Source organism: Engelhardtia mirabilis (assembly GCF_007748095.1).
In the GTDB taxonomy this organism is placed as follows: Bacteria; Planctomycetota; UBA1135; order UBA1135.
The window spans coordinates 5,778,315-5,800,968 of the sequence record NZ_CP036287.1 but is presented as its reverse complement, the minus strand read 5'-3'; the positions used below and the strand labels follow the sequence as shown (position 1 = coordinate 5,800,968).

20 protein-coding genes are annotated in these 22,654 nt (G+C 70.3%); 6 read left to right on the top strand and 14 right to left on the bottom strand.

Annotated features, from left to right (window positions below; all coding sequences use genetic code 11):
* Positions 1–227 precede the first annotated feature (227 nt).
* The 7 genes from Pla133_RS21375 to Pla133_RS21345 all read right to left on the bottom strand — a co-directional run bounded on the left by Pla133_RS21375 (position 228) and on the right by Pla133_RS21345 (position 8,839).
* Positions 228–1,391 carry an FAD-binding oxidoreductase gene (locus Pla133_RS21375; RefSeq protein WP_419191815.1) on the bottom strand — a complete coding sequence of 388 codons (1,164 nt, stop codon included), beginning with the start codon at positions 1,389–1,391 and terminating at the stop codon, positions 228–230.
* A gap of 167 nt (positions 1,392–1,558) precedes the next feature.
* Positions 1,559–3,010 carry an FAD-binding oxidoreductase gene (locus Pla133_RS21370; protein WP_145069061.1) on the bottom strand — a complete coding sequence of 484 codons (1,452 nt, stop codon included), beginning with the start codon at positions 3,008–3,010 and terminating at the stop codon, positions 1,559–1,561.
* Between the two features lie 305 nt (positions 3,011–3,315).
* A complete protein-coding gene (locus Pla133_RS21365; protein ID WP_145069059.1) occupies positions 3,316–4,452 on the bottom strand; it encodes an ABC transporter permease in 1,137 nt (378 codons plus the stop codon).
* A complete protein-coding gene (locus Pla133_RS21360) occupies positions 4,449–5,384 on the bottom strand; it encodes an ABC transporter ATP-binding protein (protein ID WP_145069056.1) in 936 nt (311 codons plus the stop codon). The genes Pla133_RS21365 and Pla133_RS21360 overlap by 4 nt, the downstream gene beginning before the upstream one ends.
* A gap of 75 nt (positions 5,385–5,459) precedes the next feature.
* The gene (locus Pla133_RS21355) at positions 5,460–6,368 is read right to left on the bottom strand and encodes an ROK family protein (RefSeq protein WP_145069054.1); all 909 of its coding nucleotides are present in this window, start codon (positions 6,366–6,368) and stop codon (positions 5,460–5,462) included.
* Between the two features lie 7 nt (positions 6,369–6,375).
* On the bottom strand, positions 6,376–7,845 hold the full coding sequence (locus Pla133_RS21350; protein ID WP_145069052.1) for a glycogen synthase: 1,470 nt from the start codon (positions 7,843–7,845) through the stop codon (positions 6,376–6,378).
* A gap of 220 nt (positions 7,846–8,065) precedes the next feature.
* Positions 8,066–8,839, bottom strand: a complete 774-nt coding sequence (locus tag Pla133_RS21345) for a M48 family metallopeptidase (protein ID WP_145069050.1) — start codon at positions 8,837–8,839, stop codon at positions 8,066–8,068.
* 108 nt (positions 8,840–8,947) lie between these two features.
* Between Pla133_RS21345 and Pla133_RS21340 the strand changes: the two genes are divergently transcribed.
* From Pla133_RS21340 to Pla133_RS21320, 5 genes are all read left to right on the top strand, one after another.
* Positions 8,948–9,556: a hypothetical protein gene (locus tag Pla133_RS21340; protein WP_145069048.1), complete on the top strand. Its 609-nt coding sequence runs from the start codon at positions 8,948–8,950 to the stop codon at positions 9,554–9,556.
* 23 nt (positions 9,557–9,579) lie between these two features.
* Positions 9,580–11,115, top strand: a complete 1,536-nt coding sequence (gpmI, locus tag Pla133_RS21335) for a 2,3-bisphosphoglycerate-independent phosphoglycerate mutase (protein ID WP_145069046.1) — start codon at positions 9,580–9,582, stop codon at positions 11,113–11,115.
* A gap of 468 nt (positions 11,116–11,583) precedes the next feature.
* Positions 11,584–15,129 (top strand): hybrid sensor histidine kinase/response regulator, encoded by a 3,546-nt coding sequence (locus Pla133_RS21330; protein WP_145069044.1) that lies wholly within the window; start codon positions 11,584–11,586, stop codon positions 15,127–15,129.
* A complete protein-coding gene (locus tag Pla133_RS21325; protein WP_145069042.1) occupies positions 15,126–15,524 on the top strand; it encodes a VOC family protein in 399 nt (132 codons plus the stop codon). The genes Pla133_RS21330 and Pla133_RS21325 overlap by 4 nt, the downstream gene beginning before the upstream one ends.
* Positions 15,521–16,057, top strand: coding sequence for a DUF1697 domain-containing protein (locus Pla133_RS21320; protein WP_145069040.1), 537 nt, complete (start codon positions 15,521–15,523; stop codon positions 16,055–16,057). Before Pla133_RS21325 ends, Pla133_RS21320 begins: the two co-directional genes overlap by 4 nt.
* A 246-nt stretch (positions 16,058–16,303) precedes the next feature.
* Here Pla133_RS21320 and iscX read toward each other — a convergent pair whose 3' ends face one another.
* The 7 genes from iscX to Pla133_RS21285 form a co-directional block, all read right to left on the bottom strand.
* The gene (gene iscX / locus Pla133_RS21315; protein ID WP_145069037.1) at positions 16,304–16,513 is read right to left on the bottom strand and encodes a Fe-S cluster assembly protein IscX; all 210 of its coding nucleotides are present in this window, start codon (positions 16,511–16,513) and stop codon (positions 16,304–16,306) included.
* A gap of 100 nt (positions 16,514–16,613) precedes the next feature.
* Positions 16,614–18,491 (bottom strand): Fe-S protein assembly chaperone HscA, encoded by a 1,878-nt coding sequence (gene hscA, locus Pla133_RS21310; protein WP_145069034.1) that lies wholly within the window; start codon positions 18,489–18,491, stop codon positions 16,614–16,616.
* Between the two features lie 21 nt (positions 18,492–18,512).
* A complete protein-coding gene (locus tag Pla133_RS21305) occupies positions 18,513–19,253 on the bottom strand; it encodes an iron-sulfur cluster co-chaperone HscB C-terminal domain-containing protein (RefSeq protein WP_145069032.1) in 741 nt (246 codons plus the stop codon).
* 14 nt (positions 19,254–19,267) lie between these two features.
* Positions 19,268–19,594 carry a HesB/IscA family protein gene (locus tag Pla133_RS21300; protein ID WP_145069030.1) on the bottom strand — a complete coding sequence of 109 codons (327 nt, stop codon included), beginning with the start codon at positions 19,592–19,594 and terminating at the stop codon, positions 19,268–19,270.
* On the bottom strand, positions 19,591–19,995 hold the full coding sequence (gene iscU / locus Pla133_RS21295; protein ID WP_145069028.1) for a Fe-S cluster assembly scaffold IscU: 405 nt from the start codon (positions 19,993–19,995) through the stop codon (positions 19,591–19,593). The genes Pla133_RS21300 and iscU overlap by 4 nt, the downstream gene beginning before the upstream one ends.
* Positions 19,996–20,108: 113 nt before the next feature.
* Positions 20,109–21,329 (bottom strand): IscS subfamily cysteine desulfurase, encoded by a 1,221-nt coding sequence (locus Pla133_RS21290; RefSeq protein WP_145069025.1) that lies wholly within the window; start codon positions 21,327–21,329, stop codon positions 20,109–20,111.
* Positions 21,330–21,370: 41 nt separating this feature from the next.
* Positions 21,371–22,003, bottom strand: coding sequence for an RrF2 family transcriptional regulator (locus Pla133_RS21285; RefSeq protein ID WP_145069023.1), 633 nt, complete (start codon positions 22,001–22,003; stop codon positions 21,371–21,373).
* A gap of 375 nt (positions 22,004–22,378) precedes the next feature.
* Between Pla133_RS21285 and Pla133_RS21280 the strand changes: the two genes are divergently transcribed.
* Positions 22,379–22,642: a hypothetical protein gene (locus tag Pla133_RS21280; RefSeq protein ID WP_145069021.1), complete on the top strand. Its 264-nt coding sequence runs from the start codon at positions 22,379–22,381 to the stop codon at positions 22,640–22,642.
* The last annotated feature ends 12 nt before the right edge of the window (positions 22,643–22,654 follow it).

Sequence of the window (22,654 nt, the reverse complement as noted above, 5' to 3'; positions counted from 1 at the left end):
CGTGAACTATGGGCTCTCGGCCGTCCACGCGACCCGCGGACTCTCTTGGACCAATCGCGTCGCAGAGCCCGACTCGCCTGGACCAAGGTCGATTCTTCGGGGCCGGGGTGCAACCTCGAGGCGTGCCGTTCGGTATCCCGGGTGGTTGGGGGTGGAGGCGGGTGCGACCGGGGCGGGAGGGTTCTCGGCCCGCAACCGCCGAAACCATGCCCGCCGCCCCATGGGGGTCAAGCGCCCCCGGACCGTGGGACGAGGGTGGAAGTGGGATCCAGGGCGCGGCGAATGCGGTTGGCCAGGGCCACTCCAGCTGTTCGCTCGACGACTCGCCTCCCCTCAGTCTCTCCAGTTTCCGCCGCACCATAGGCCCAAGCGGAGTCGACCGCAGGACGCGGACGGTCACGCCACTGGATCCTGGCTCCCGTGGGTTCCAGCCGGTTGAGGCCCGCGGCGAACCGCTCGATCTCACCCGCCTCGCCGTCGAACCGAACCGTGGCCCGGCCGAGGCAGGGCTCGACCAGGCCCAGGTGACCGCTGCCGAGTTCGCCGGTGAGCTGCTCGATCGATCGAACCAGGCTCGCCATCCGCGCGGGGCGGGTGGTGATGATCGCGCGCGCAGCAGTGTCCTCGGTGCGCGCCGCGGAGGCGGGCAGGTCGAGTCGCTCGGGGCTCGGCAGCTTTCGATGGAGGGCGGTACTCTGCTCATCCACCTCGACGCAGCTGGCGGCGAGCTCGATCTCGAGCAGCACCCCTCCCGCCTCGCGCCGCAGGGTGACGCGACGTGGGGAGTCGGCGCCGCGGCCGTGGGCGAGGGCGTCTGCGCAGGCCGGCTCGAAGTCGTCGTAGCGGACACGGATCAAGGCCGTCGCGCGCGGCTCGCTGAACAGGCGCAGGCTGGCCTCGACGATCAGGGCCAGGCCCCCGTGGGCACCGCAGACGAGGCGGTGCAGGTCGTAGCCGGTCACGTTCTTGACCAGGCGACCGCCGCTCTTCACTAGGGTGCCGTCGGTGAGCAGCAGGCGAGCGCCCAGGACATGGTCGCGGGGCGCGCCGCGGCGCAGGCGGTCGAGACCGTCCTGGCCGCTGGAGAGGGCGCCGCCGAGGGTCGCCGAGACCGCGTCGGGCAACAGCGGGGTGATCGCGCCGCCGCCCAGGGCGGCAGTTGCCGCCAGCTCGGCCAGGGTCGTGCCCGACAGGGCGGTGATCGTTCCGTCGGCGGGTTCGTGGGCCACGATGCCGGTCAGGCGGCGGGTGGAGAGGGCCACGTCCACCGGCCCGATCGGGGGCGCCCAGCCGAGCTTGGTGCCCCGGCCGAGGGGCAGGACGCGACGACCTTCCCCGGAACAGAGTCGCAGCACCTCGGCGGCACCGCTCAGATCCTCGGGTGCGACCATCGGGACAGGACCGGCTGGGAGCTCCAGGGTCGACAGCGTCGCACCAGCCGCGGCTTCCAATCGCGCCAGGAACCTCTCGTCTGCCGTCGCACCACCCCGATCGCCGCCGTCCCCATCGGCGCCACTCCGATCGGTTCGCTTTCCATCCGCACTGTTTCCACCGGCCATCATCGCGGCGCCGCCCCCGCGCGCAGAGGCCGGGCGGCGTGAAGCTCGAGGCAGGCCCTCACCGGCAGGGTCTTGCCGGGGTTCCAGCGCCCCTCGGGATCGAAGGCGCGGCGCACGGCGCCCATGGCGTCGAGGTCCGCCTGGTCGAAGGCCTGGCACAGGTGGTCGCGCTTCTCCAGGCCCACTCCGTGTTCGCCAGTCAGGGAACCGCCGACCGCGATGCACTTCTCCAGGATCCGGTCGCCGGCCTCGAGCACCCGGCGCACATCGTCGGCGTCGCGACGGTCGTAGCAGATATTCGGGTGCAGGTTGCCGTCACCGGCGTGGAAGACGGTGGCCAGGCGCAGGTTCAATTCGCGACAGACCTCGACAGTGTGGGCCACGACTTCGCGCAGCTTGGTGCGCGGCACGACCGCATCGGCCACGTACAGGTCCGGGGCCACACGGCCCATGGCGCCGAAGGCCCCCTTGCGTCCGGCCCACAGGGCTGCGCGCTCGGCGTCGCTGCGGGCGCGGCGCAGGTCGAAGCCGCCGTGGCGGGCCACGATCGGCTCGATCTGGCGCGAGAGGTCCTCGACCAGCGCGCGGCCACCCTCCAGGTCGAGCAGCAGCACCGCCTCGGCGGTGGTGGGGTAGCCGGCCGCGAAGACGCTGGCCTCGACGGCCTCGATCGTCAGCCGGTCGAGGATCTCGATCGCCGAGGGCTCGAGGTGTTCGGCGATCATCTCGCTGACCGAGTCGCAGGCGCCGTCGAGGGTCGGGAAGACCGCGAGCAGGGTCTCGACCACTTCGGGCCGCGGGACCAGGCGCAGGGTCACCTCCGTCACCAGGCCCAGGGTGCCTTCGGAGCCGACCAGATAGCCCGCGAGGTCGAGCCCGCCCGTGGCCTCCGCGTCGGGCTCGAGAGTCGGCTCCGACAGGTCCAAGACTTCCCCGTCCGGAAGCACTGCCACCAGCCCGAGCACGTGGCGCGCCGTGGCGCCGTGCTTGAAACAGTGGGGGCCGCCCGAGTTGTTGGCCACGTTGCCGCCCAGGGTGCAGGCCGCTTGGCTCGAGGGGTCCGGCGCGTAGCGCAGGCCGTGCTCGGCGGCCGCGCGATCCAAGTCCACGTTGACCACGCCCGCTTGGACCCGCGCGAAGCGGTCGACCGGATCCAGCTCGAGCAGGTCGCGCATGCGAGCGGTCGAGATCACGACGCCCCCCGCCACCGGCCGCGCGCCGCCCGCCAGGCCCGTGCCCGCGCCGCGGGCCACGACCGGGACCTGGGCCCGGTGCAGGGCGCGAACCACCCGCGCCGCCTCGTCGGTGTCGCGGGGCAGGACGACCAGGTCGGCCTGCTCGCTCAAGAGGGCCAGTCCGTCGGACTCGTAGGCGGACAGGCGCGTCGCGTCCGCGATCACTCCCCGGGCACCGACGATCGCCCGCAGCTCTCCGATCAGGTCTTCCCTCATCCGAGCCGTAGCCTAGTGTCCTGGATCCGAAATTCGGCGTCACTGCCCGGAGGTCCGATCGATGCTGGCTAGGCGCGCCGACGACGCGTATCCGCTGCGATACTCGGAGGAGGCGCTGGCGACGCCAGCGGCGATCGGAGCCCGGGAAGTGACGCCGAATTTCGGATCCAGGACACTAGCCGGATGGGGTGAGCAGGCCGATCTCCTGGCCGCAGTCACCGCGAGGGGCTGCAATCGGTGGTGTCAACCCTTGCCCATGAAGGAGATCGGCCTGATCACCCCATCCGGCTAGCCCGCGCTCGGTCTCAGAAGCTGATCCGTCGCAGGCGCAGCCAGGCCAGCCCCAGGGCGGCGCCGACGAAGACCAAGGAGCTGGCGATCGAGAAGCCGAAGTTGAACGGCAGGCTCGCGTCCCAGCCGACCTTGGTCTCGTACCACGTCCATGGGTCGAGGTCCGCGCTGCGGCGACCCTGGGACGCTCTGCCGCCTGCCTTGCTGTCCGCGGCCTCAGCGCTGTCGTCGTCGCCGCCTGCCCCGCGACGCGAGCGCCGTTCGGACCTGGCCCGCGCCTCTTCCGGATCGCTGATCACCTGGTCGCGCAGGTCGGCGGTGATGTACTTGGCGTCGACGGTCTTGGGCAGGATGTAGTGCAGGGTTTCGGCGGTCGCGATCAGGCCGTCGATGAAGGTGTCGGCGACCTCGTTGCTGCGTCCCTCTTCGCGCGACTTCTCGAGTTCGTCGAAGGCGCCGAGCTCGCGGCCCATCTGGATCGGGATCCAGGCGTTGTGCACGCCGGTCGTGACGCCATAGGCCGCGAAGGTCAAGAGTAGGGCCGCGACCGTGCTGCGCGTGAAGGTCCCGAACAGCACCGAGAAGCTCGAGATCAGGGCGAAGAGGTAGACCAGGGTGATCGCCGACCACAGGAAGCTCGGATCGCTGTAGCCGGAGCTGATCGAGAGGCCCAGGTGCATCCCCCCGACCAGGAACGCCGACAGGAAGGCGATGAACAGCAGCGCCGCAAGGTAGCGCGAGAGCAGGAGCGACCAGCGACTCACCGGCTTCGAGAACAACGTGTCGGCGAAGCCCTTCTCGAGCATCGCCGGCACGAAGAAGGCCGTGGCGCCGATGCAGAACAGGATGCCGACGTAGCCGGCCAAGTAGTCCACGAAGAGCTTCTGCAGGAAGCTGATGACCGCCTCTTGCTGGGTCGTTCCGCCCACGGGCATGGTCGCGCCGAAGAACGAGAACAGGTCCTCGTAGAAGTACTCGCGCAGGCCACCCAAGAGCCAGATCGAGTCCTCGCGGAAACCGATTGCGAAAGTGAGCGCGACGATCAGGGCGCTGAGCACCGCGAGGATGCGGAAGACCTTGTTGTCGAGCACCTGAGCCACCGCGTCGGCGAGCAGGGCCCGGGCGACGTTGCTGCGTCGATAGTCGCTCATTGCTTGACCCCCGAGCCCTGCACGAGGTCGATGAATACGTCCTCGAGGTCGTTCTTCTCGCGCTCGATGCTGCGGATCGAGCAGCCGGCGGCGCGCAGTTGGTCGACCACCAGGTCGACCTCCGGCTGCTCACCGAGGAACTCGAGGCCCAATCCGTCGACGGAAAGCTCCCGCTCCGCGAGCCGCACGCGCAGATCCGGCGGCGGCTCGCTCGCCAGCACGACCCGCACCGTGCCCGTGTCGTTGGTGAGTTGCTCGAGCGAGCCCTGCTTCAGGATCCTGCCCTTGTCGAGGATCACGATCTGATCGCACATGCGCTCGACCTCGAGCAGCAGGTGCGAGTTCAGGAAGACCGTGGTCCCGCGCTGGCGCAGCTCGGCGATCACCTCGCGGATCGCGGCGCGACCGACCGGGTCGACGCCGTCCGTGGGCTCGTCCAGGAAGACCAGGTCGGGCTCGTGAACCAGTGCCGCGGCCAGGCCGACCCGCTGCTGCATGCCCTTGGAGTACTCGCGGATCTTGCGGTCGGCGTCGCGGGTCATGTCGACCTTCTCGAGCCAGACCGGAATGCGCTCGCGCAGCCAGCGCCGATCGCGCCCGCACATCATTCCGAACAGCTCCAGGGTCTTGCGCCCGGTGAGGTAGGGCGGGAGCCGGTGGGACTCCGGCAGGTAGCCGACACGGTTGCGCGCGGCGCGGTGGTTGGCCGGCTCGCCGAACAGCTCCGCGCGTCCGCTCCAGCCCACCGCGAGGCCGAGCAGCACCTTGATCAGGGTGGTCTTGCCCGCGCCGTTGGGACCGAGGAGCCCGAAGACCTGTCCGCGTCCGACCTCGAGGGAGACGGAGTCGAGGGCCTGGTGCCCGTGGCGCAGAAGGCCCCTGCGGTAGCGCATCGAGAGGTTCTCGACGCGCAGCGGTGATTCGTTGTTCATGGGGGCTCGGGCAGTTGGGACCGGTGCAGCCCCTTGTTCGCAGATCGGGCGGGCCTATTGCGGCGCGAGTTCGACTCAATGTCCGGCCGCGACCAGGGCGGCGCGGGCCGCGCCGATCCAGCCGGCTGACGAGCCGAGTTCGGCGCGCACCAGGGTCAGCTCGTCGACGCGTCGGCCGTAGCTGCCCTCACGCAGACCCGCCCGGATCCCCGGCTCCAGCCCGTCGAAGGCCGCGGCGAAGCCACCGCCGATCACATAGGTCCGCAGGTCGAGCAGGTTGAGCCCGGCCGCGAGGCCGTAGCCCAGATCGCGGCCGATGCGGGCCAGCAGCTGCGCCTCGGGAGCCTCGCCAGCCCGAGCCCGCTCACCGAGCTGCTCCAAATCGCCCGGGTCATCGGCAGGCAAGCCCGCTTCGATGGCGCGCCGGCGGGCGGCGGTGGCCGAGGCCAAGGTCTCGACGCAGCCTCGCCCGCCGCAGCCGCAGGGCGGGCCGAGCGGGTCGACCTTGACGTGACCGATCTCGCCGGCGGTGCCTGCGCCCAGGACCAAGCGTCCGCCGAGGATCAGGCCGCCGCCGACTCCCGTTCCCAGGGTCACGCACAGGAGGTCGTCGACCCCGCGCCCGGCGCCCAGCCAGGCCTCGCCCAGGGCCGCCGCGTTGGCGTCGTTCTCGACCTGAACCCGCGCCGCCGCGATCCCCGTAGCCGCGCCGGCGGCCGCTCGCAGGTCGCCGCCCTGGAGCCAGGGCAGGTTGGGCGAGACCTCGACGCGACCCGCCGCGCGATCGAGCAGGCCGGGCACGCCCACGCCGACCGCTTCGGCCGGCCCGAGCTCGTCGGCGAGTTCCTTCAACAGGCGCGCAAGCACGTCGAAGTTGACGTCGGCCGGAACCTCGCGCCGCGCCTCGCGGCGCCGGCCCCCATCCTGATCGACGGCCCCGGCCTTGACCGCGGACCCGCCGACGTCGAACCCCAGGGCGCGCATCGACGCGCTAGCGGCCGCGGATGCGGCGGGTGACGCGGCGGTAGGCCTTGAGGTAGTCGGCCGCGGTCCGCTCCCAGGAATAGTCCTGGGACAGGGCGCGCGCCACCAACTTGTCCCAGGCCGGACCGTCCTTGTGGAGCTGCGCGGCGCGCAACACCGTGGCCAGCAGCCCGTCGCCGGTGTACGGGTCGAAGTGGAAGGACAGCCCGTCCTTGGCCGTCTCGGCGTCGGGCATGGTGTCCTCGAGCCCGCTCTCCGTGTAGACGATCGGCAGCACGCCGTAGCGCAGGGCGATCGCGAAGAGCGGGTTCGCCGGCTGGTAGTGCGAGGGCATCAGCAGCACATCCGAACCAGCCAGCAGCCGGTGCGCGGCCGCCGCGTCGTAGCCCTCGATGATCCGCACACGCCCGACGAAGGTGCCTTCGATCGTGCGCAGCCGCCGCGTGATGTCCTCGCCGCCGGCGCCCATCGCGACCAGCTCGACGTCGTGCTCCAGCACCAGCGCCAAGACCTCGGCCAAGAGGTCGAAGCCCGAGTCGGCATCCCAGCGGCCGATGTGGCAGGCCAGGAGCGTCTTGTCCGAGCCGTCCAGGAGCAGCGACTTCTGCAGGTCCGCCTTGCACTTGGCCTTGCCCGCGGCGCCGGCCTTGGCGCTGAAGGGCGCCGCCAGCAGGCGGTCCGTCGACGGGTTCCAGGAGGCGTAGTCGACGCCGTTGTGGATCCCGATCAGCTCCTTCTTGCGCCGCTGGAAGGTGTCCTCGAGCCCGTAGCCCCGATCCTGCTCCTGGATCTTCAGGGCGTGGGTGGGGGAGTGGGTCCCGATCACGGTCGCGAATTCGGCGCCCGTCTTGAGGAAGTTGACCTTGCCCGCGAGCTCGACGCCGTCGACCAGGCGGAAGTACTCGTGAGGAACACCCATGCGCGGCAGGATCTCGCGTTCGAACGAGCCCTGCATGGCCAGGTTGTGGATCGAGAAGAACGTCCCGGCGCGCTCCGCGGCCAGGCCCGTGTCGCGCCCGAGGTAGTGCAACTGGTGGAACAGCGGCAGGGTGCCGAAGGTCCAGTCCAGGCCGTGGATCACGTCCGCCGGGAAGTCCAGCGAGGGGAAGGAGGCCAGCACCGCCCGCGAGAACAGGGCGTAGCGCTTCCAGTTGTCCTCGTGGGGCCCGTTCTCGTCGCCGTAGGGATGCCTTCCGCCGAAGAGCTGCGCCTGGTCGAACAGGAAGACCGGCAGGCCGTCCAGGTGACCGCGCAGCACGTCGAACACCACGCGGCCCTGGGGCGAGTCGACGGGCACCGTCGCGATGCGCTCGAGGTCCGTCAGCTTGTCCTGCTCGACGTCCTTCGTGTTCGGCATGAACACGCGGCAGTCGGCGTTGGCCGAGCGCAGAGCGCGAGCGAGGTCTTGGGCGACACTCGCCAGGTTCGTTCGCCGAACCAGGGAGTGAAGTTCGGGAGTGACGAAGGCGACCTTCAATGCGAGCTCGCCAGGGGGACTGGGGTGGGTGGGAAGGGGGTCCCCGGCGCGGGTCGGATGGTAGTCAAGGGGCCCGCGTGACGCACGCGCAGGGCCTGGCCTGTGAGGCTAAGGTTATGGCGCGTAATGGTTTGCGGGATTCTAGTGATCCGTGTCGCAATCCCCGCCCGGGACCCACGAGCGGGCTTCAGCCTCCGACTCGCCCGCGCGGCGCCCGTCCTCATCGATTCTCGTAGATCGCCAAGGCCTCGGGCATCTTCGCCTCGAGCTCCTCGATCCGGTGCCCGTGGCTGGGGTGGGTCGAGAGGAACTCGGGCGTGCCGCTGGAGCCGAGCGAAGACATCCGCTCCCAGAACTTGGTGGCGTTGCGCGGGTCGTAGCCGGCGCGGGCCATCAGGATCAACCCGATGTAGTCCGACTCCAGCTCGTTGTCGCGGCCGTAGGGCTTGGAGACGAGCAGGTCCGTAGCGCCCTCGGTCAGGTCGCGGTAGGTGGCCAGGTCGGGCGACAGGAAGGCCTCGGCCATGTCCAGCGCGCCCTGGACGCCGTACTCGAGGGTCATCCGCTGCATCCCGTGGCGTGCGATCGCGTGGGCGATCTCGTGCCCCATCACCACGGCCAGGCCCTCCTCGGTCTGCGCCACCGGGAGGATGCCGGTATACACCGCCATCTTCCCGCCGGGCAGGCAGAAGGCGTTGACCGTGTTGTCGTCGCGAATCAGTCGCACTTCCCACTCGAAGCCCGGGTCGTCGGCGCCCAGGGCGGCGACCAGCCGATCCATGGCGCGCTGCACCATCTGGAACTGGGGGCCCGAGGTGACCAGCGGCAGGCCACCGATGGACTGGTCGTAGGCGGCCACGCCCAGGGTCACGTCTTCGCTGACCGGGAAGGGGATGAAGGCCTTGCGTCCGCTGATCGGCGTGGTGGCGCAGGCGACGACGGTGAAGAGGCCGGCGAAGAGGACGGCGAGGGCGAGCGGTTGACGGAGCTTCATGGGGTTCGAGCCGGGCTGGGTCGCGGTGGAGGTCGGTTAGACTACCGCGCCCTCGCCCCCGGTCGCGCCGCTCCCCGCAGGCGGCCGGGGCGACAGGCGTCTCCCCCCATGGAACCGAGCCCTGACTCCACGCCCGGAAACCACGTGGCGCGAGCCGCCGTGGAGGCCGCTGGAGCTGCCCGGCGCATGGCGGGCCCAGCCCTCGCCGACGGTCCCCGTGCCGCGGATGGGGCGCTCGAGGGGGGAACGGCGACCTACGCCCAGGGCCGGGCCAGGGAGCTCGGCTCCCTGGCCGGGATCCTGGAAGAGGTCGCCGAGGAGGCGCGGACCCTCGACGACCGCCTGGCGATCGCTCCCGATGAAGACCGCGCGCGCCTCTTGCAGCGCGTCTTCGACCTCGCTTTCGAGGTGCTCGAGGGGGCCGCGGCGGTGGTGCGGCTGGGCGGCGTGGCGGCCTCGGCCGCGGGGCAGGCGACCTCCGAGGTCACGGGCGGTCTGCCCTCGGGGCTCGTCCCTGCGTCGCTGGAAGCCCAGGCGGCCCTGGAGCTGACCCTGTCGACCCTGCGCTCGCTAGCCGGCCGGATGGAGGCGAGCGACGAGTTGCGACTGCGCCTGCGCGTGGGCGAATCGATCCTCGCGGAGATCCAGCAGCGCCTCTCCCGGATGCGATCGCTCGATCCCCACCGGACCGCCGCCAACGGCGGTTCCGACGACTGACCCCTGAAGGCTCGGAGCCCACCTTGAACACGCGACCCCTGCTCTTGATCGTCCTCGATGGATGGGGCCACCGCGAGGCCGCCGAGCACAACGTGATTCGGGCCTGCTCGCCCTACTACCACGAGCTGCTCGGCAAGTACCCGCACACGCTGCTGTCGGCCAGCGGCGAGGAAGTCGGTCTGCCCCTGGGCTTGATGGGCAACAGTGAGGTCGGGCACATGAACCTGGGCGCCGGTCGCGTCGTGTACCAGGACATCACGCGCATCGACAAGTCGATCCGCGACGGCGAGTTCGCGGGCATGGGCGCCCTGGCGCGGGCGTTCGAGTTGGCGCGCAGCGAGAACCGCACCCTGCACCTGATGGGGCTGGTCAGCGACGGCGGCGTGCACTCGAGCGACGGGCACCTGCGCGCGCTCTTGAACGCCGCGGCCGCGCGCGGACTCGCGCCCGAGCAGGTCTGCGTCCACGCGATCACCGACGGTCGCGACACCCCGCCGCGATCGGGCGCCGACTTCATCGCCGCCCTCGAGCAGGACATCGAGCGCGCCGGGGTCGGCCGCATCGCTTCGGTCATCGGTCGCTACTGGGCCATGGACCGCGACCAGCGTTGGGAGCGGGTCAAGCGCGCCTACGACCTGTTCGTGGGCGGCGTCGGCCTGCGCGTCGACCGCGCGGCCCAGGCCCTCGGCGCCAGCTACGAGGCCGACACCTCGGACGAGTTCCTCGAGCCCTTCGTGGTCGGCGATCCGGACCGTGGGCGGATCGGCGACGGCGATCCCGTGATCTGCTTCAACTTCCGCTCGGACCGCATGCGCGAGATCTGCGCGGCTCTCGGGCTCGACAGCTTCGACGGCTTCGAGCGCACGCCGCGCGTGCGGCCGCTGCTGACGACGATGACCCAGTACCGCGCGGACTTCCCCTTCGCGATCGTCTACCCGCCGCGCGAGCTCACGGGCACCTTCCCGGACCTGGTCAGCGAAGCCGGTCTGACCCAACTGCGCCTGGCCGAGACCGAGAAGTACGCCCACGTGTCGTTCTTCTTCTCCGGCGGTAGGGAGGCCGAGCTGCCTGGGGAACGGCGCATCCTGGTGCCCAGCCCGAAGGTGGCGACCTACGACCTGCAGCCGCAGATGAGCGCGCCGCAGGTGTGCGACCGCCTGCTCGACTCCCTGGAGCGCGACGAGACGGACGTCTACATCGTCAACTTCGCCAACGCGGACATGGTCGGCCACACCGGCATCGAGGCGGCGGCCTGCGCGGCGGTTACGGCCGTGGACGAGTGCCTGCGGCGGATCGTGCCCAAGGTCGTCGAGCGCGGCGGCATGGTGGCGATCACCGCCGACCACGGCAACGCCGAGATGATGTGGGACGAGCTCACGCACCAGCCGCACACCGCACACACGACCAACCCGGTCCCGATCGTCCTGTGCGGCACGGACCTGCTGGGAGCGCGGCTGCGACCGATGGGGATCTTGGCCGACGTGGCGCCGACCCTACTCGAGCTGGCCGGCCTGCGCCCCTCGGCAGGGATGGACGGCGTCTCCCTGTTCGATCGATAGCGACCTGAGGTCGAAGTCCTGCGGCCGTTGCTGCCGGACTTCGGACTCCAGGTCACCGATCTGCGTCGCTTGCCACGTTGGCGCGGCGACCGAGGGGACCGCACTGTGGGCGCGGCCTCGATCCCGCCCGGGGCCGAGCACTAGGATCACTATCCCGTCCCGGCGATGTTCCGAGCGTCTGCGGTGGGCTCCCGCGCCTGGGCGCCGCTCGTCCTGCGGTGGTCTCATTAGTGTCCTGGATCCGAAATTCGGCGTCACTTCCCGGGCTCCGATCGCCGCTGGCGTCGCCAGCGCCTCCTCCGAGTATCGCAGCGGATACGCGTCGTCGGCGCGCCTGGCCAGCATCGATCGGACCTCCGGGCAGTGACGCCGAATTTCGGATCCAGGACACTAGGCTGCACCGCGTCCCGGAGCATGCCGACGCCGCTGGTGTCGTCCTCCGGGATGCCTGTCCTCCCACTCCCCTCCATGTCCCGCCCCGAGATCTCTCTGAACGCGCTGCGAGTCGGCGCGGCGATCGTCGCGTTGGCCTTCCCGGCGTTCGGTCAGGGGTTGATGGTCGACAGCTACACGGCGGCGGACGGCCTGGCGAGCTCGATGGTCCTCGACGTGCGTCAGGCCCCGGGGGGGCACCGTTGGTTCGCAGCCCGTGGCGGCCTGTTCGAGTACGACGGCGCCGACTTCAAGAGGCTCTTCGCCGACCAGTTGGTACCCGGGACTCCGGTGCGCTTCGTGCGCTTCGCCGACGACGGTGAGCCCTGGATCGTCTGCTCGCCCGACACCGTGCTGCACGGCGAACAGGGACAACTGACGTCGCTCGAGCCCTTCGCCTCCGCCAACGAACTCCAGCCGGCCTGTGACTTCGAGGTTGTCGGAAGTGGAGCGGACGCGTTCGCAGTGGTCTCGACCGAGACCCGGGGTCTGCTGTGCTGGGACGGCTCCGAGTGGAGCGCGGTCAACGGGCCGCGCGACCGTGCCCGGCCCATTGAGCGCTTCGGAGATCGAATCGTGGTCGGGCTGGACGATGGCCTCGCGACCGTCGATCGGACGGGGACCCTGAGCCCCTTGGCGCTGGACGGCGAGTTGCCGCCGGGCTCGATCGTGGGACTCTGCGCCGCGACCGCGGCCGATTCGCTGCTGGTGCTCGGCGCCGAGGGTTGGCTGGCGCGAGTCTGGGCCCGGGGCGAGGTCGAGCTCCTGGCGCGCGGTCTCCCGGCCCCGGTGGTCACCGGTGGGTCGCTGGTGGCGCTGGTCGAAGACGGCCGTGGCGCGACGATCTATGGCACCCCGTGGGCGATCTTCCACCACGACGCAGCGACCGGCAGCGTGCGCAAGATCGACCGACACTCGGGCCTCGTGGCGGACGGGGTCAACGCCCTGTGGCGCGACGACGAGGGGCTGGTGTGGCTCGCGTCCGACCTGGGGGCGATGAAGATCGCCGATCCGGGCCTTCAGTTCTTCGACGAGAACGTGGGGCTGTGTGAGGGCGAGGTCAGTGCGATCGCGAGCCTCGGTGATGGCCGCATCGTGCTCGGGCACCACGGCGCGCTGACTGTCGTGGGGTCCGCGGGCTTACGACACGTGCCGCTGCCCGGCGCGGACCCCACGCGCCCGGCTCTGGCGCGCGTCATGGACCTCGAGGCGGACGGAAAGGGCGGGGTCTGGATAGCCGTCAACGGCCTCGGTATCGGCCACTTCGACGGCGAGGGTCCGCCCCAACTCGTACTGCCGCCGGCCGAGGCCAAGGGCTGGCTCTCGTCGGTTCACCCCTGGGGTGACGAACTCCTGGTCACGACCGGTGACGAGGTATGGCTGTTCGATGGTGAATCCTTCGAGCGGGCCTTTGGAGGGATCGGTGAATCGGCCGGGCTGCGTCGCCTGGAGGTGACGGACGACGGCCGAGTCCTGGTGGCGTCCGCCCTCGGCGTCTGGATCGGCGGCAGTGGCGGCTGGCGGCAAGTGACCGCCGCTGAGGGCGACAGGCCGCAGACCCATCTCACGAACCACTTCTACACCGTCTACCAGAGCGGCGACGGTCGCGTCTGGTGCGGCAGCGCGCGAGGGCTGTGGTTGCTCGAAGGCGACCGACTGGTGCGCGCACCCCTGTCGCCTCCGTTGGAACGCCCGGTGTACTCGGTCGTCGAGGACGATCGCGGCCGGCTCTGGATCGGCACGGACAACGGCTTCGAGTGCGCCCACGATGGGCGGGTGACTTCACTCGAGTGGATGGCCGAGCGGACCGGTCTGGAGTCGAACCGTGCGGCGGTGGAGATCGACGGTTTCGGTCGGATCTGGATCGGGACCACGGACGGCGTGACAGTCTTCCCGGCCAACTTCGAGGTGGAGCGACAGCCGCCGAGGTTGGAGCTGCTCTCGATGACTGTCGGCGCAGTCACGCAGCCGCTGCACGCAACCGCGCGCTTGGAGGCGGCGCGCGACGACCTGCGCCTGCTGGTAGGCAGCCGATCGCTTCTGAGCGAGCGCAACGTCGAGTTTCGCTACCGCGGCGCTGGACTGACCGAGTGGTCGTACGAGTCTGGGGCCGGCCACCTCGACGCCCATTTCACCGGATTACCCGCCGGGGAACACCAGGTCGAGATCCAGGCGCGCTCCGCCGGATCGGCCTGGAGCGACAGCCTCTTCAGCCCGCGGATCCTGGCGGTGGGGCCGGTCTGGAGCCGTTGGTGGTTCGTCACGCTTCTGACCCTGCTCAGCGTCGGCGCCGCCCTGGGGGTCTATCGCGCAACGTCCGACCACCGACGCGCGCGCGCCCTGGAGGTCGAGGTCGAGCGCCGCACCAGGGAGTTGCAGTCGACCATGGCCGAGCTCGCCAAGACCAACCAACTGCGCTCGCTGGGGATGCTGGCCGGCGGCATCGCCCATGATCTGCGCAACGTCTTGACGATCCTGACCGGGAACCTCTCGCTGCTCCGGATGGAGACGGCGCTCGCAGAGAATCCACTACTCGACGCGTCGGACGTCGCCCTCGATCGCGCGGCGCAGCTCGCGGCACAGCTTCAGACCTTCGCCACCGGCGGCGAGCCGGTACGCCGCCCGGTTTCGGTAGCGGAGGTCGTGGAGGAGACTGCGAGCATGGCCTTCGCCGGGTCGCGCATCGCCGTGACCGTCGAAGCGCAGGAGGAACTGCACCGCGCGGAGGCCGATCCGGGCCAGTTGCGTCAGGTCTTCGAGAACCTCCTGCTCAACGCGCGGCAGTGCCAGCCCGACGGCGGGAGCGTGCGAATCGTCCTTCGCAACCATCGGGTCGACGGGGCCGAGGCCACCGAGCGGGCGGTGGGCGAAGGCGAGTACCTGTGCGTCGAGGTCTGCGACGATGGCCCGGGTATCCCGGTCCAGATCCAGGCTCGGGTGTTCGACCCCTTCTTCACCACGCGCGAAGGCGGTACCGGGCTGGGTCTGGCGACGTCCAACTCGATCGTGAAGCGCCACGGCGGCGTCATCGGCCTGGAATCGGCGTCGGGGCGCGGCACGACCTTCCGGATCCTACTGCCAGCCGCGGAGGGCGAGCTGATTGCCGAGCCCTCGGAAGTCGCGGCGCGCGGAACCTCCGGGCGCGAACGGGTGCTCGTCGTCGACGACGATCGACACGTGGGGCTCCTGCTGATGGAGATGCTGCAGGTCAGCGGGTTCGAGGCCGAAGTGGCGGACTCGAGCATGTACGCGCTGCAGTTGCTCGACCGGGCCAGCACCGAGGGTCGGCCCTTCACCCTCGCGATCATCGATCAGACCCTGCCCGGAGATCTCTCGGGGGTCGAGATCCTTCGGCGACTGCGACAGCGCTCGCCCCAACTGCGCGCCGTCGCCAGCAGCGGCTATTCGGAGGACGGAGTGATGGCCCGCTACGCCGAACACGGCTTTCAAGCCGCCCTGCCCAAGCCCTATCGCCTCCACGACCTGTCGCGCACCCTCAGTCACCTGGCACCGGTCCCCCACGCGGCGGGGGGTGGTCATGACGGCGCGGGTAACGGGACTCAGTTGGGGGACGGACGATGAAGGGGAATCCGGAGCCCCACTTGCGCGTGGCGCGGCCGACGGAGCAGCTCGCGGCGATCGTCGCCATGTACCGCGACGGCCTCGACTTCGAGCTGATCGGCTCGTTCGAGGCCCACGAGGGCTTCGACGGCGCGATGCTCGGAGCACCCGGGGGGCCCTACCACTTGGAGTTCACCCAGGAAGAGGGGGGCGGCGCGGGCGAGCCGCCCTCACCGGAGAACCTGCTCGTCTTCTACATCGAGGACGAAGCCCAATGGAGTCGGCGTTGTGATCGGATGGCCGCCGCTGGCTTCGCCCAGGTGCCCGCCCACAACCCCTATTGGGATCGGGGCGGACGCACCTTCGTCGACTTGGACGGCTATCGGGTGGTGATCTACCGGGGGTCCTGGGGATGAGGTACGTAGCCCTCTTGCGCGGCGTCAACGTGGGTGGCAAGCGTCGGGTACCCATGGCCGAGCTCGCGGCGATCCTGGAGGGGCTCGGCTGCACCAACGTGGCGACCCACCTGCAGAGCGGCAACGCCGTGTTCACAGCCACGGCAACCCTCGCCAAGCGCCTGCCCCAGCTCGCGGCTGCGGCGCTCGAGGAGCGGTTCGGCTTCGCGGTGCCGGTCGTCGTGCGCAGTGCGCGTCAACTGCAAGTGCTGTTCCTGGGCAACCCCTACGCGCTCGAAGGTGCGCCGGAGGATTCCCTTTTCGTCGGGTTCCTCTCGCGCGAGCCGTCGGCTCGGCAGGTGAAGGCCCTCGACCCCGAGCGATCGCCGGGCGACCGCTTCGCCGTGGTCGGTGCGGACGCCTTCCTGCACCTGCCGAATGGCGTCGCGCGGACCAAGTTGGACAACGACTGGTTCGATCGTCACCTGGACGCGGTCATCACCGTCCGCAACTGGCGCACGGTCGCGGCGCTCGTCGAGCGCACCTGCGGCTGAGCGCACCCGGGCATCGGTGCACCCGGGCAGGGCCGCGGCCACGGACGTGTTCAGCCGAGCCGGAACACGGCGCCATCCGTCGGCGACCTGCGGAGGCGCCGCTCGAGACGGGGCCCGCGAAAGAACTCGGGCCAGCCGCCTTGTTTTCTAAGGGCGACCGGCCCGACCCGACCGGGGCGTTTTCACACCGGCAGGGGATCGTTCCTTCGCGGCGGGGGGCCGCCACGATGTGCTAAGGGGGAGCTGTCAGTCTTCGCGCTCGTCCAGCCAGGCCATCTGGATGGCCTCGAGGACCTTCTCGTTGCTGGCCTTGGGGTCCCCGACGAAGCCGTCGAGGGCGCAGATCCAATCGTGCAAGTCGGTGAATCGGACGGTGAGGGGGTCCGTCTGGGGCCGCGACTCGTGGAGCCTGTAGGCGACCTCGTTGAAGTCTGACCAATCGACGGTATCGGACATTACTCGATTCGGGCTGGAGCGGCTGGAGAAGGATTTGGCCGGGCGGGCGGGATCTGCGCTCGGAGGCGGCCCCCGCGACCGGGCTCAGACGCGACCGGGCTCAAACATCGCCCAGGGCCTTGCCGGCCAGGGCCTGCTTGGCGACGCGATCCATCAGCAGTGCCGCCATCGGCGTGGTCGCGCGCTCGAAGGCGTCACGGGCAGCCTGCGCCCGCGCCACGTCCACGTCGCCGCCAGCGTCGGCGCGAACCGCCTCGGCCTCGGCCGCGGCCTCCTCGATGTCCGCCAGGGACTCGGGATCGAGGTCGTCACGGACCTTGTCGAGGTGGGTGGAGACCGCGTGCAGCATGGTGCCCAGCTCGACCTTCAGGTCGGCCACGCGCCGCTGGTCGAAGTCCGACTTGGCGTTGTCGTAGGAGGCCTGGAGCATGGTCTCGACCTGGTCGTCGGTCAGGCCGTTCATGGGCTGGACTTCCATCGACGACGCAGCGCCGGTGGATTCCTCCTTGGCGGTGACCTCGAGGATGCCGTCGGCGTCGATCTGGAAGCGCACCGCGATGCGCGCCATCCCGGCCGGCATGGGCGGGATACCGGTCAGCTTGAAGCGTCCCAGGCTGCGGCAATCGGCGGCCAGCTCGCGCTCGCCCTGGACGATGTTGAAGTCGATCCCGGTCTGGTTGTCGGCGTAGGTGGTGAACCCGGCCGTGGCCTGGGAGGGCACCGGCGAGTTGCGTTGGATGACCTTGTCGACCGCGCCGCCCATGGTCTCGATGCCGAGCGAGAGAGGCGTGACGTCCAGCAGGAGGATGTCGCGCGTGCCGCCGGCCAGGACGTGGCCCTGAACCGCGGCACCCAGGGCCACGACTTGGTCGGGGTCGAGCTCGGTGTGGGGGCGCTTGCCGAAGAAGGTCTCGACGCGCGCCCTGACCGCGGGCACGCGGGTCGAGCCGCCCACCATGACCACCTCGTCGATGGCGTCGGCGCCCAGACCGGCGTCGGACAGGGCCTGGCGGCAGGCGTCCAGGGTGCGCTCGATCAGGGGCGCGGCGCGCTCTTCGAACTCCGCGCGCGTGATCTCGCGGCGCCAGTTCAGGTCGTACTCGGGGCTGACCAGGTGCAGCTCGGCCGAGGTCCGGTTGGACAGCTCGTGCTTGCAGCGCTCGGAGGCCAGGCGCACGGCCTGCAGGAAGGCGCGGTCCTCGCGGGCCTCGGCGGGTAGGGCGTCGCCGAGCTCGGTCAGGGCCAGCTCGACCAGGGTGCGGTCCAGGTCGTCGCCGCCCAGGTGTGTGTCGCCGGAGGTCGACAGCACGCGGAAGACGCCGTCCTCGATCGAGAGGATCGACACGTCGAAGGTCCCGCCGCCCAGGTCATAGACCGCGACGGTGCCCTCCTTGCGCTGGTCCAGGCCGTAGGCCAGGGACGCGGCGGTCGGCTCGTTGATGATCCGCACGACCTCGATGTCCGCCAGGCGCGCGGCGTCGCGGGTGGCCTGGCGCTGGGTGTCGTCGAAGTAGGCCGGGACCGTGATCACGGCGCGCTCCACGGGGGCGCCGCCCAGGGCCTGGCTCGCGACCCACTGGACCTTCTTGAGGATCAGCGCGGAGAGCTCCTGGGGCGTGTACGGGCGACCGTCCACGTCGAACTGCACCACGCCGTTGGCGTTCTCGCCGGCGGCGAAAGGGACCTGGCGCAGGTCGTCGCCGCAGTCCGCCAGGCCGCGGCCCATGAAGCGCTTGGCCGAGAAGATCGCGCGGCCGGGTTCGGCCACGGCGTGCTCGCGCGCCTCGCGTCCGACCAGCACCTTGCCCTCGGTGCCGAACCAGATCGCCGACGGCACGCTGCCCGAGTGGCCCTCGGGCCGCAGCACCGTTGCGCGGCCTTCCCGGAAGATCGCGGCGAGGGAGTTGGTCGTGCCGAGGTCGATGCCGACGATCGCCTTGGGCGCGTTGTTGAGGACGTCGAGTTCGAGGAAGGCCATGGGGGGAGAGGGGGCGGGGCGTCAGCGGCGCGAGGAAGCGCGGCCGAGCCGGATCTCGCTGAGCTGTTCGAGGGCGCGGTCCACGTAGCGGACCGCGTTGAGGTCGCGTCGCGCGTCGGCCAGGACCGCAGCGCCCGCGGCGGGCAGGGGCACGAGGTGTCCGCGCAGGGCGTCCATGGCCTCGTCGCGGGCCTCGCGCAACTGGCTGGCCAACTGTTCGGGGCCGTCGGCGGCGCCCTCGCCGGCGCGCAGCTCTTCGAGCGCCTCGTTCCACTCCAGGACTTCCATCAGGAAGGCCTGGGGCATCTGTCGGTCGGCCTCGGAGGTCGGGCCCCCGAGGGCGCGGACCAGGTAGTCCGCCCGGCGGTAGTCGTTGGCGAGGATCTTGTGGGCGGCGTTGAGTTCCGCGGTGCTGCGCTCGGCCAGGGAGCGAACCTGCGGGTCCGCGCCGGCGTAGAAGTCCGGGTGCAGGGCCTTGCTGAGCTGCAGCAGCCGCTTCATCAGCGTCCGCCCGTCCAGCTCGAAGGTCCGCTCGAAGCCGAAGACCTCGAACGGCCCTGGCGCCGGCTCGGCCACCAGGGGCGTCCGGCACGCGGCGCAGACCAGCGGGCTGATCAGGTCCGCGGAGCAACTCGAGCAGGACTGCGGCGTCCAAGTCGTCGTCGAGGCCGACCTCGACGAAGCCGGCCGCGACGTGCGCTCGCCCCCGGAGGCCGGCTCGGTCGCCGCCCGGCTGCGGTCATCGGCGTCGCGCTCTGACATCGGCCTTGATTCGCTCAGACCGAGAAGGACTCGCCGCAGCCGCAGCTCTTCGACGCGTTCGGGTTGCCGAACTTGAAGCCGCGGCCCATCAGGCTCTCCTCGAAGTCGATCTGGGTGCCGCTCAAGTAGAGGAAGCTCTTGGGATCCACGGCGACGCGGACGCCGTTGGACTCGAAGATCTGATCGGCCGGGCCGGTCTTGTCGTCGAAGCCCAGGGTGTAGCTGAACCCCGAGCATCCCCCGCCCTTGACGCCGACCCGCAGGACGGTGGTCTCGGGCAGGCTCTGCTCGCTGACGATGCGTCGGACTTCGCCGACGGCTCTATCGGTGACGGTAATCACTTGGCGCTCTGCTCCTGCGCGGTTGTGGCGCGCTTGGCCTTGAAGTCGTTGACGGCAGCCTTGATCGCGTCCTCGGCGAGGACGCTGCAGTGGATCTTGACCGGGGGCAGCGAGAGCTCCTGGACGATCTCGGTGTTGGAGATCGAGAGGGCCTCGTCGAGGGTCTTGCCCTTGACCCATTCGGTGGCGAGCGACGAGCTGGCGATCGCCGAGCCGCAGCCGAAGGTCTTGAACTTGGCGTCCACGATGCGGTCGCCGTCGACCTCGATCTGGAGCTTCATCACGTCGCCGCACTCGGGCGCGCCGACGACGCCCGTGCCGACGTTCTCCGACTTCTTGTCGAGGGCGCCGACGTTGCGCGGGTTGTTGTAGTGGTCGAGGACCTTGTCGCTGTAGGCCATGGCTGTGGTGTCGCTGGTTTCCGTTGGGAGTGTGGTCGGTGGGTACTGCGGTCGTGGTGTCGGCCGAGACCCGTGTACGGTCAGGTCGTGTCTGGAGGCGTTCGCCGCCGGGCTCAGTGGCCGCCTTGCCAGTTGACGGTGGACAGGTCGATGCCCTCTTCGACGACCATCTCGTAGAGGGGCGACATCTCGCGCAGGCGCTTGACCGTGTCGATCACCTGCCTGGCGGCGAAGTCGACCTCCTCCTCGGTGGTGAAGCGGCCCAGGCCGAAACGGATCGAGCTGTGGGCCAGGTCGTCGCCGACGTCCATCGAGCGCAGCACGTGGCTGGGCTCGAGGCTGGCCGAGGTGCAGGCCGAGCCGGAAGACACCGCGAGGTCCTTGACGCCCATCAGCAGCGACTCGCCCTCGACGAAGTTGAAGGAGAGGTTGAGGCAGCCGGGCAGGCGGTGCTCCGCGTCGCCGTTCAGGTGCACGAAGTCGAGCTCCGCCTCGATCTTCTGCTGCAGGCGCTCGCGCAGGGCAATGGCGCGGGCGGCCTCGGTCTCGAGTTCGGCCTGGGCCAAGCGGCAGGCCTCGCCCAAACCGGCAATGCCGGGGACGTTGAGCGTGCCCGAGCGCATGCCGCGCTCGTGTCCGCCGCCGTCCATCTGGGCCACCAGGCGCACGCGCGGGTTGCGGCGGCGCACGTAGAGGGCACCGACGCCCTTGGGTCCGTAGATCTTGTGTCCCGAGAAGCACAAGAGATCCACGTGGTCGGCGGCCACGTCGACCGGGATCTTGCCCACGGCCTGGGTGGCGTCGGTGAAGAACAGCACACCCTTCTCGTGGCACAGCTCGCCGATGCCGCGCACGTCGTTGACCGTGCCGACCTCGTTGTTGGCCCACATGATCGAGACCAGGATCGTGTCCTCGCGCAGGGCGGCGGCCACGTCGGCGGCGGTCGTGCGGCCGTTCTTGTCGGGCTTGAGGTAGGTCACCTCGAAGCCCTGCTTCTCGAGGTGCTTGGCGGTGTCGAGCACGGCCTTGTGCTCGGCCAGCGACGTGATCACGTGCTTGCCCTTGTGGCCGTACATCTCGGCCACGCCCTTCATCGCCAGGTTGATCGCCTCGGTCGACCCGGAGGTGAAGACGATCTCCTTGGACGAGGCGCCGATGATCGAAGCGCAGGCTTCACGGGCGGCGTCCACGGCTTCCTCGGCCTTCCAGCCGAAGGCGTGGTTGCGGCTGGCCGCGTTGCCGTAGGCCTGTGTGAAGAAGGGGAGCATGGCTTCCAGGACCCGCGGATCGACCGGGGTCGTGGCCTGGTAGTCCATGTAGATGGGCAGCTGCATCCGTTGGCGTCGACTGTTTGAGGGGGTCAAGTGGAGGTGGCTCAGGACTCGGCCCCGAGGGGGAGTCGTCCAGCCTGTGCGATGTTCGTCCTCGACCGGCTGGCGCGCGCCGTAGCGGCAGCGCCGGGGTCGAGCTTGTATGTGTTGGACCCGTTCGAGGTGGTCATGGCGCGGCCGCCGTCGCTGATGCCGCCGTCGCTGATGCCGCCTTCGCCCACGCCGCCTTCGCGCGCATCCAAGAGCGCGCCCAAGGCCAGGGGGCTGGGGTGGGCCAGGTCGTGCAGGGTGGTGCGCTGGAGCAGGTCCCAGATGCCGACGCGCACGCGCTGGATCGGACTCTTGATCGGGCAGACCGGCGAGACGTCGCAGGACCCGCCCTGGAAGCTGCCCAAGGCCTCGCACCCGGTCAGGGTCGGTCGACCCTCGACGGCCGCGATGATCTCGCCCAAGGAGATCGACTCGGAGGGGCGCGACAGGGTGTAGCCGCCGGTGGCGCCGCGCTGGGACTCGACCAGCTTCGCTCGTCCCAGGTCCTTGAGCACCTCGGCCAAGAGGCGCTTGGGCACCGGGTAGTGCTCGCCGATCTCTCGCGCGCTCACGAATTCACCGCCCCGGTCCGCCAGGTGGACCAGGGCGATCAGGCCGTATTCGGTGCGCTTGGTGAGTTGGAGCATGGCGTGCGGGTCGGCGTGCCGCCCCGCCTCGGGTCCGCCCTCGGCTCCCTTGCAGCCGGCAAAGAGCACCAAAACAGTGCTATTTGTGGGCCAAAAGAAAGCCGCGGACGCGGCAGGGCGAGCGTGCGACCCGAAAGGTCCGGGCAGCGGCTCGACGGGGGATTATGACGCCCCCTGGGCGGCTTGGGAGGGGGGTAATCGACGAAAACCTCCCCTGGACGTGAGCTTTGGTCCTGGCCGGTGTCCGGATCTCGGCGGACGACCCGCGGGGGTCCGGGAGCCCGACGCCCGGAAGCGGGTCTGACGGGGGCTGGGACTGCGCCGGAGGGGGCCGGACTTCAGGCACCCCGCGAGCACGGCCGATAGCCACGCGTGATGGAGTCCTCCCGCGAACCCGTGTGCTTCACCTGCAAGCAGCCGCTCGGCGACCCGCCGATCCTCAACGAGATCGAGGGGGGGCAGGCCTGCCCGGCCTGCGCCATGCGGGTTCTGGAGTCCCTCCCGCCGGTGCTGCCCCGCAGTGGAGCGCCCATCGGTGAGCGCGACTGGGCGCCGGCAGTGGCTCGAGAAGACGAGTCCTCCTTCGAACTCTCCGGGTCGAGCTTCGACCCGAACGACTTCCCGCCGGAACCGGCCTGACGGGGTCCTAGT

Bases quoted from the DNA above. Each gene is read 5' to 3' on its own strand.
- hscA (WP_145069034.1), bottom strand. From the start codon at position 18,491: ATGGCCTTCCTCGAACTCGACGTCCTCAACAACGCGCCCAAGGCGATC.
- Pla133_RS21330 (WP_145069044.1), top strand. From the start codon at position 11,584: ATGTCCCGCCCCGAGATCTCTCTGAACGCGCTGCGAGTCGGCGCGGCG.
- Pla133_RS21370 (WP_145069061.1), bottom strand. From the start codon at position 3,010: ATGAGGGAAGACCTGATCGGAGAGCTGCGGGCGATCGTCGGTGCCCGG.
- Pla133_RS21345 (WP_145069050.1), bottom strand. From the start codon at position 8,839: ATGAAGCTCCGTCAACCGCTCGCCCTCGCCGTCCTCTTCGCCGGCCTC.
- iscX (WP_145069037.1), bottom strand. From the start codon at position 16,513: ATGTCCGATACCGTCGATTGGTCAGACTTCAACGAGGTCGCCTACAGG.
- iscU (WP_145069028.1), bottom strand. From the start codon at position 19,995: ATGGCCTACAGCGACAAGGTCCTCGACCACTACAACAACCCGCGCAAC.
- Pla133_RS21340 (WP_145069048.1), top strand. From the start codon at position 8,948: ATGGAACCGAGCCCTGACTCCACGCCCGGAAACCACGTGGCGCGAGCC.
- Pla133_RS21325 (WP_145069042.1), top strand. From the start codon at position 15,126: ATGAAGGGGAATCCGGAGCCCCACTTGCGCGTGGCGCGGCCGACGGAG.
- Pla133_RS21355 (WP_145069054.1), bottom strand. From the start codon at position 6,368: ATGCGCGCCCTGGGGTTCGACGTCGGCGGGTCCGCGGTCAAGGCCGGG.
- Pla133_RS21290 (WP_145069025.1), bottom strand. From the start codon at position 21,329: ATGCAGCTGCCCATCTACATGGACTACCAGGCCACGACCCCGGTCGAT.
- Pla133_RS21305 (WP_145069032.1), bottom strand. From the start codon at position 19,253: ATGTCAGAGCGCGACGCCGATGACCGCAGCCGGGCGGCGACCGAGCCG.
- Pla133_RS21375 (WP_419191815.1), bottom strand. From the start codon at position 1,391: ATGGTCGCACCCGAGGATCTGAGCGGTGCCGCCGAGGTGCTGCGACTC.
- Pla133_RS21285 (WP_145069023.1), bottom strand. From the start codon at position 22,003: ATGCTCCAACTCACCAAGCGCACCGAATACGGCCTGATCGCCCTGGTC.
- Pla133_RS21320 (WP_145069040.1), top strand. From the start codon at position 15,521: ATGAGGTACGTAGCCCTCTTGCGCGGCGTCAACGTGGGTGGCAAGCGT.
- Pla133_RS21280 (WP_145069021.1), top strand. From the start codon at position 22,379: ATGGAGTCCTCCCGCGAACCCGTGTGCTTCACCTGCAAGCAGCCGCTC.
- Pla133_RS21365 (WP_145069059.1), bottom strand. From the start codon at position 4,452: ATGAGCGACTATCGACGCAGCAACGTCGCCCGGGCCCTGCTCGCCGAC.
- Pla133_RS21360 (WP_145069056.1), bottom strand. From the start codon at position 5,384: ATGAACAACGAATCACCGCTGCGCGTCGAGAACCTCTCGATGCGCTAC.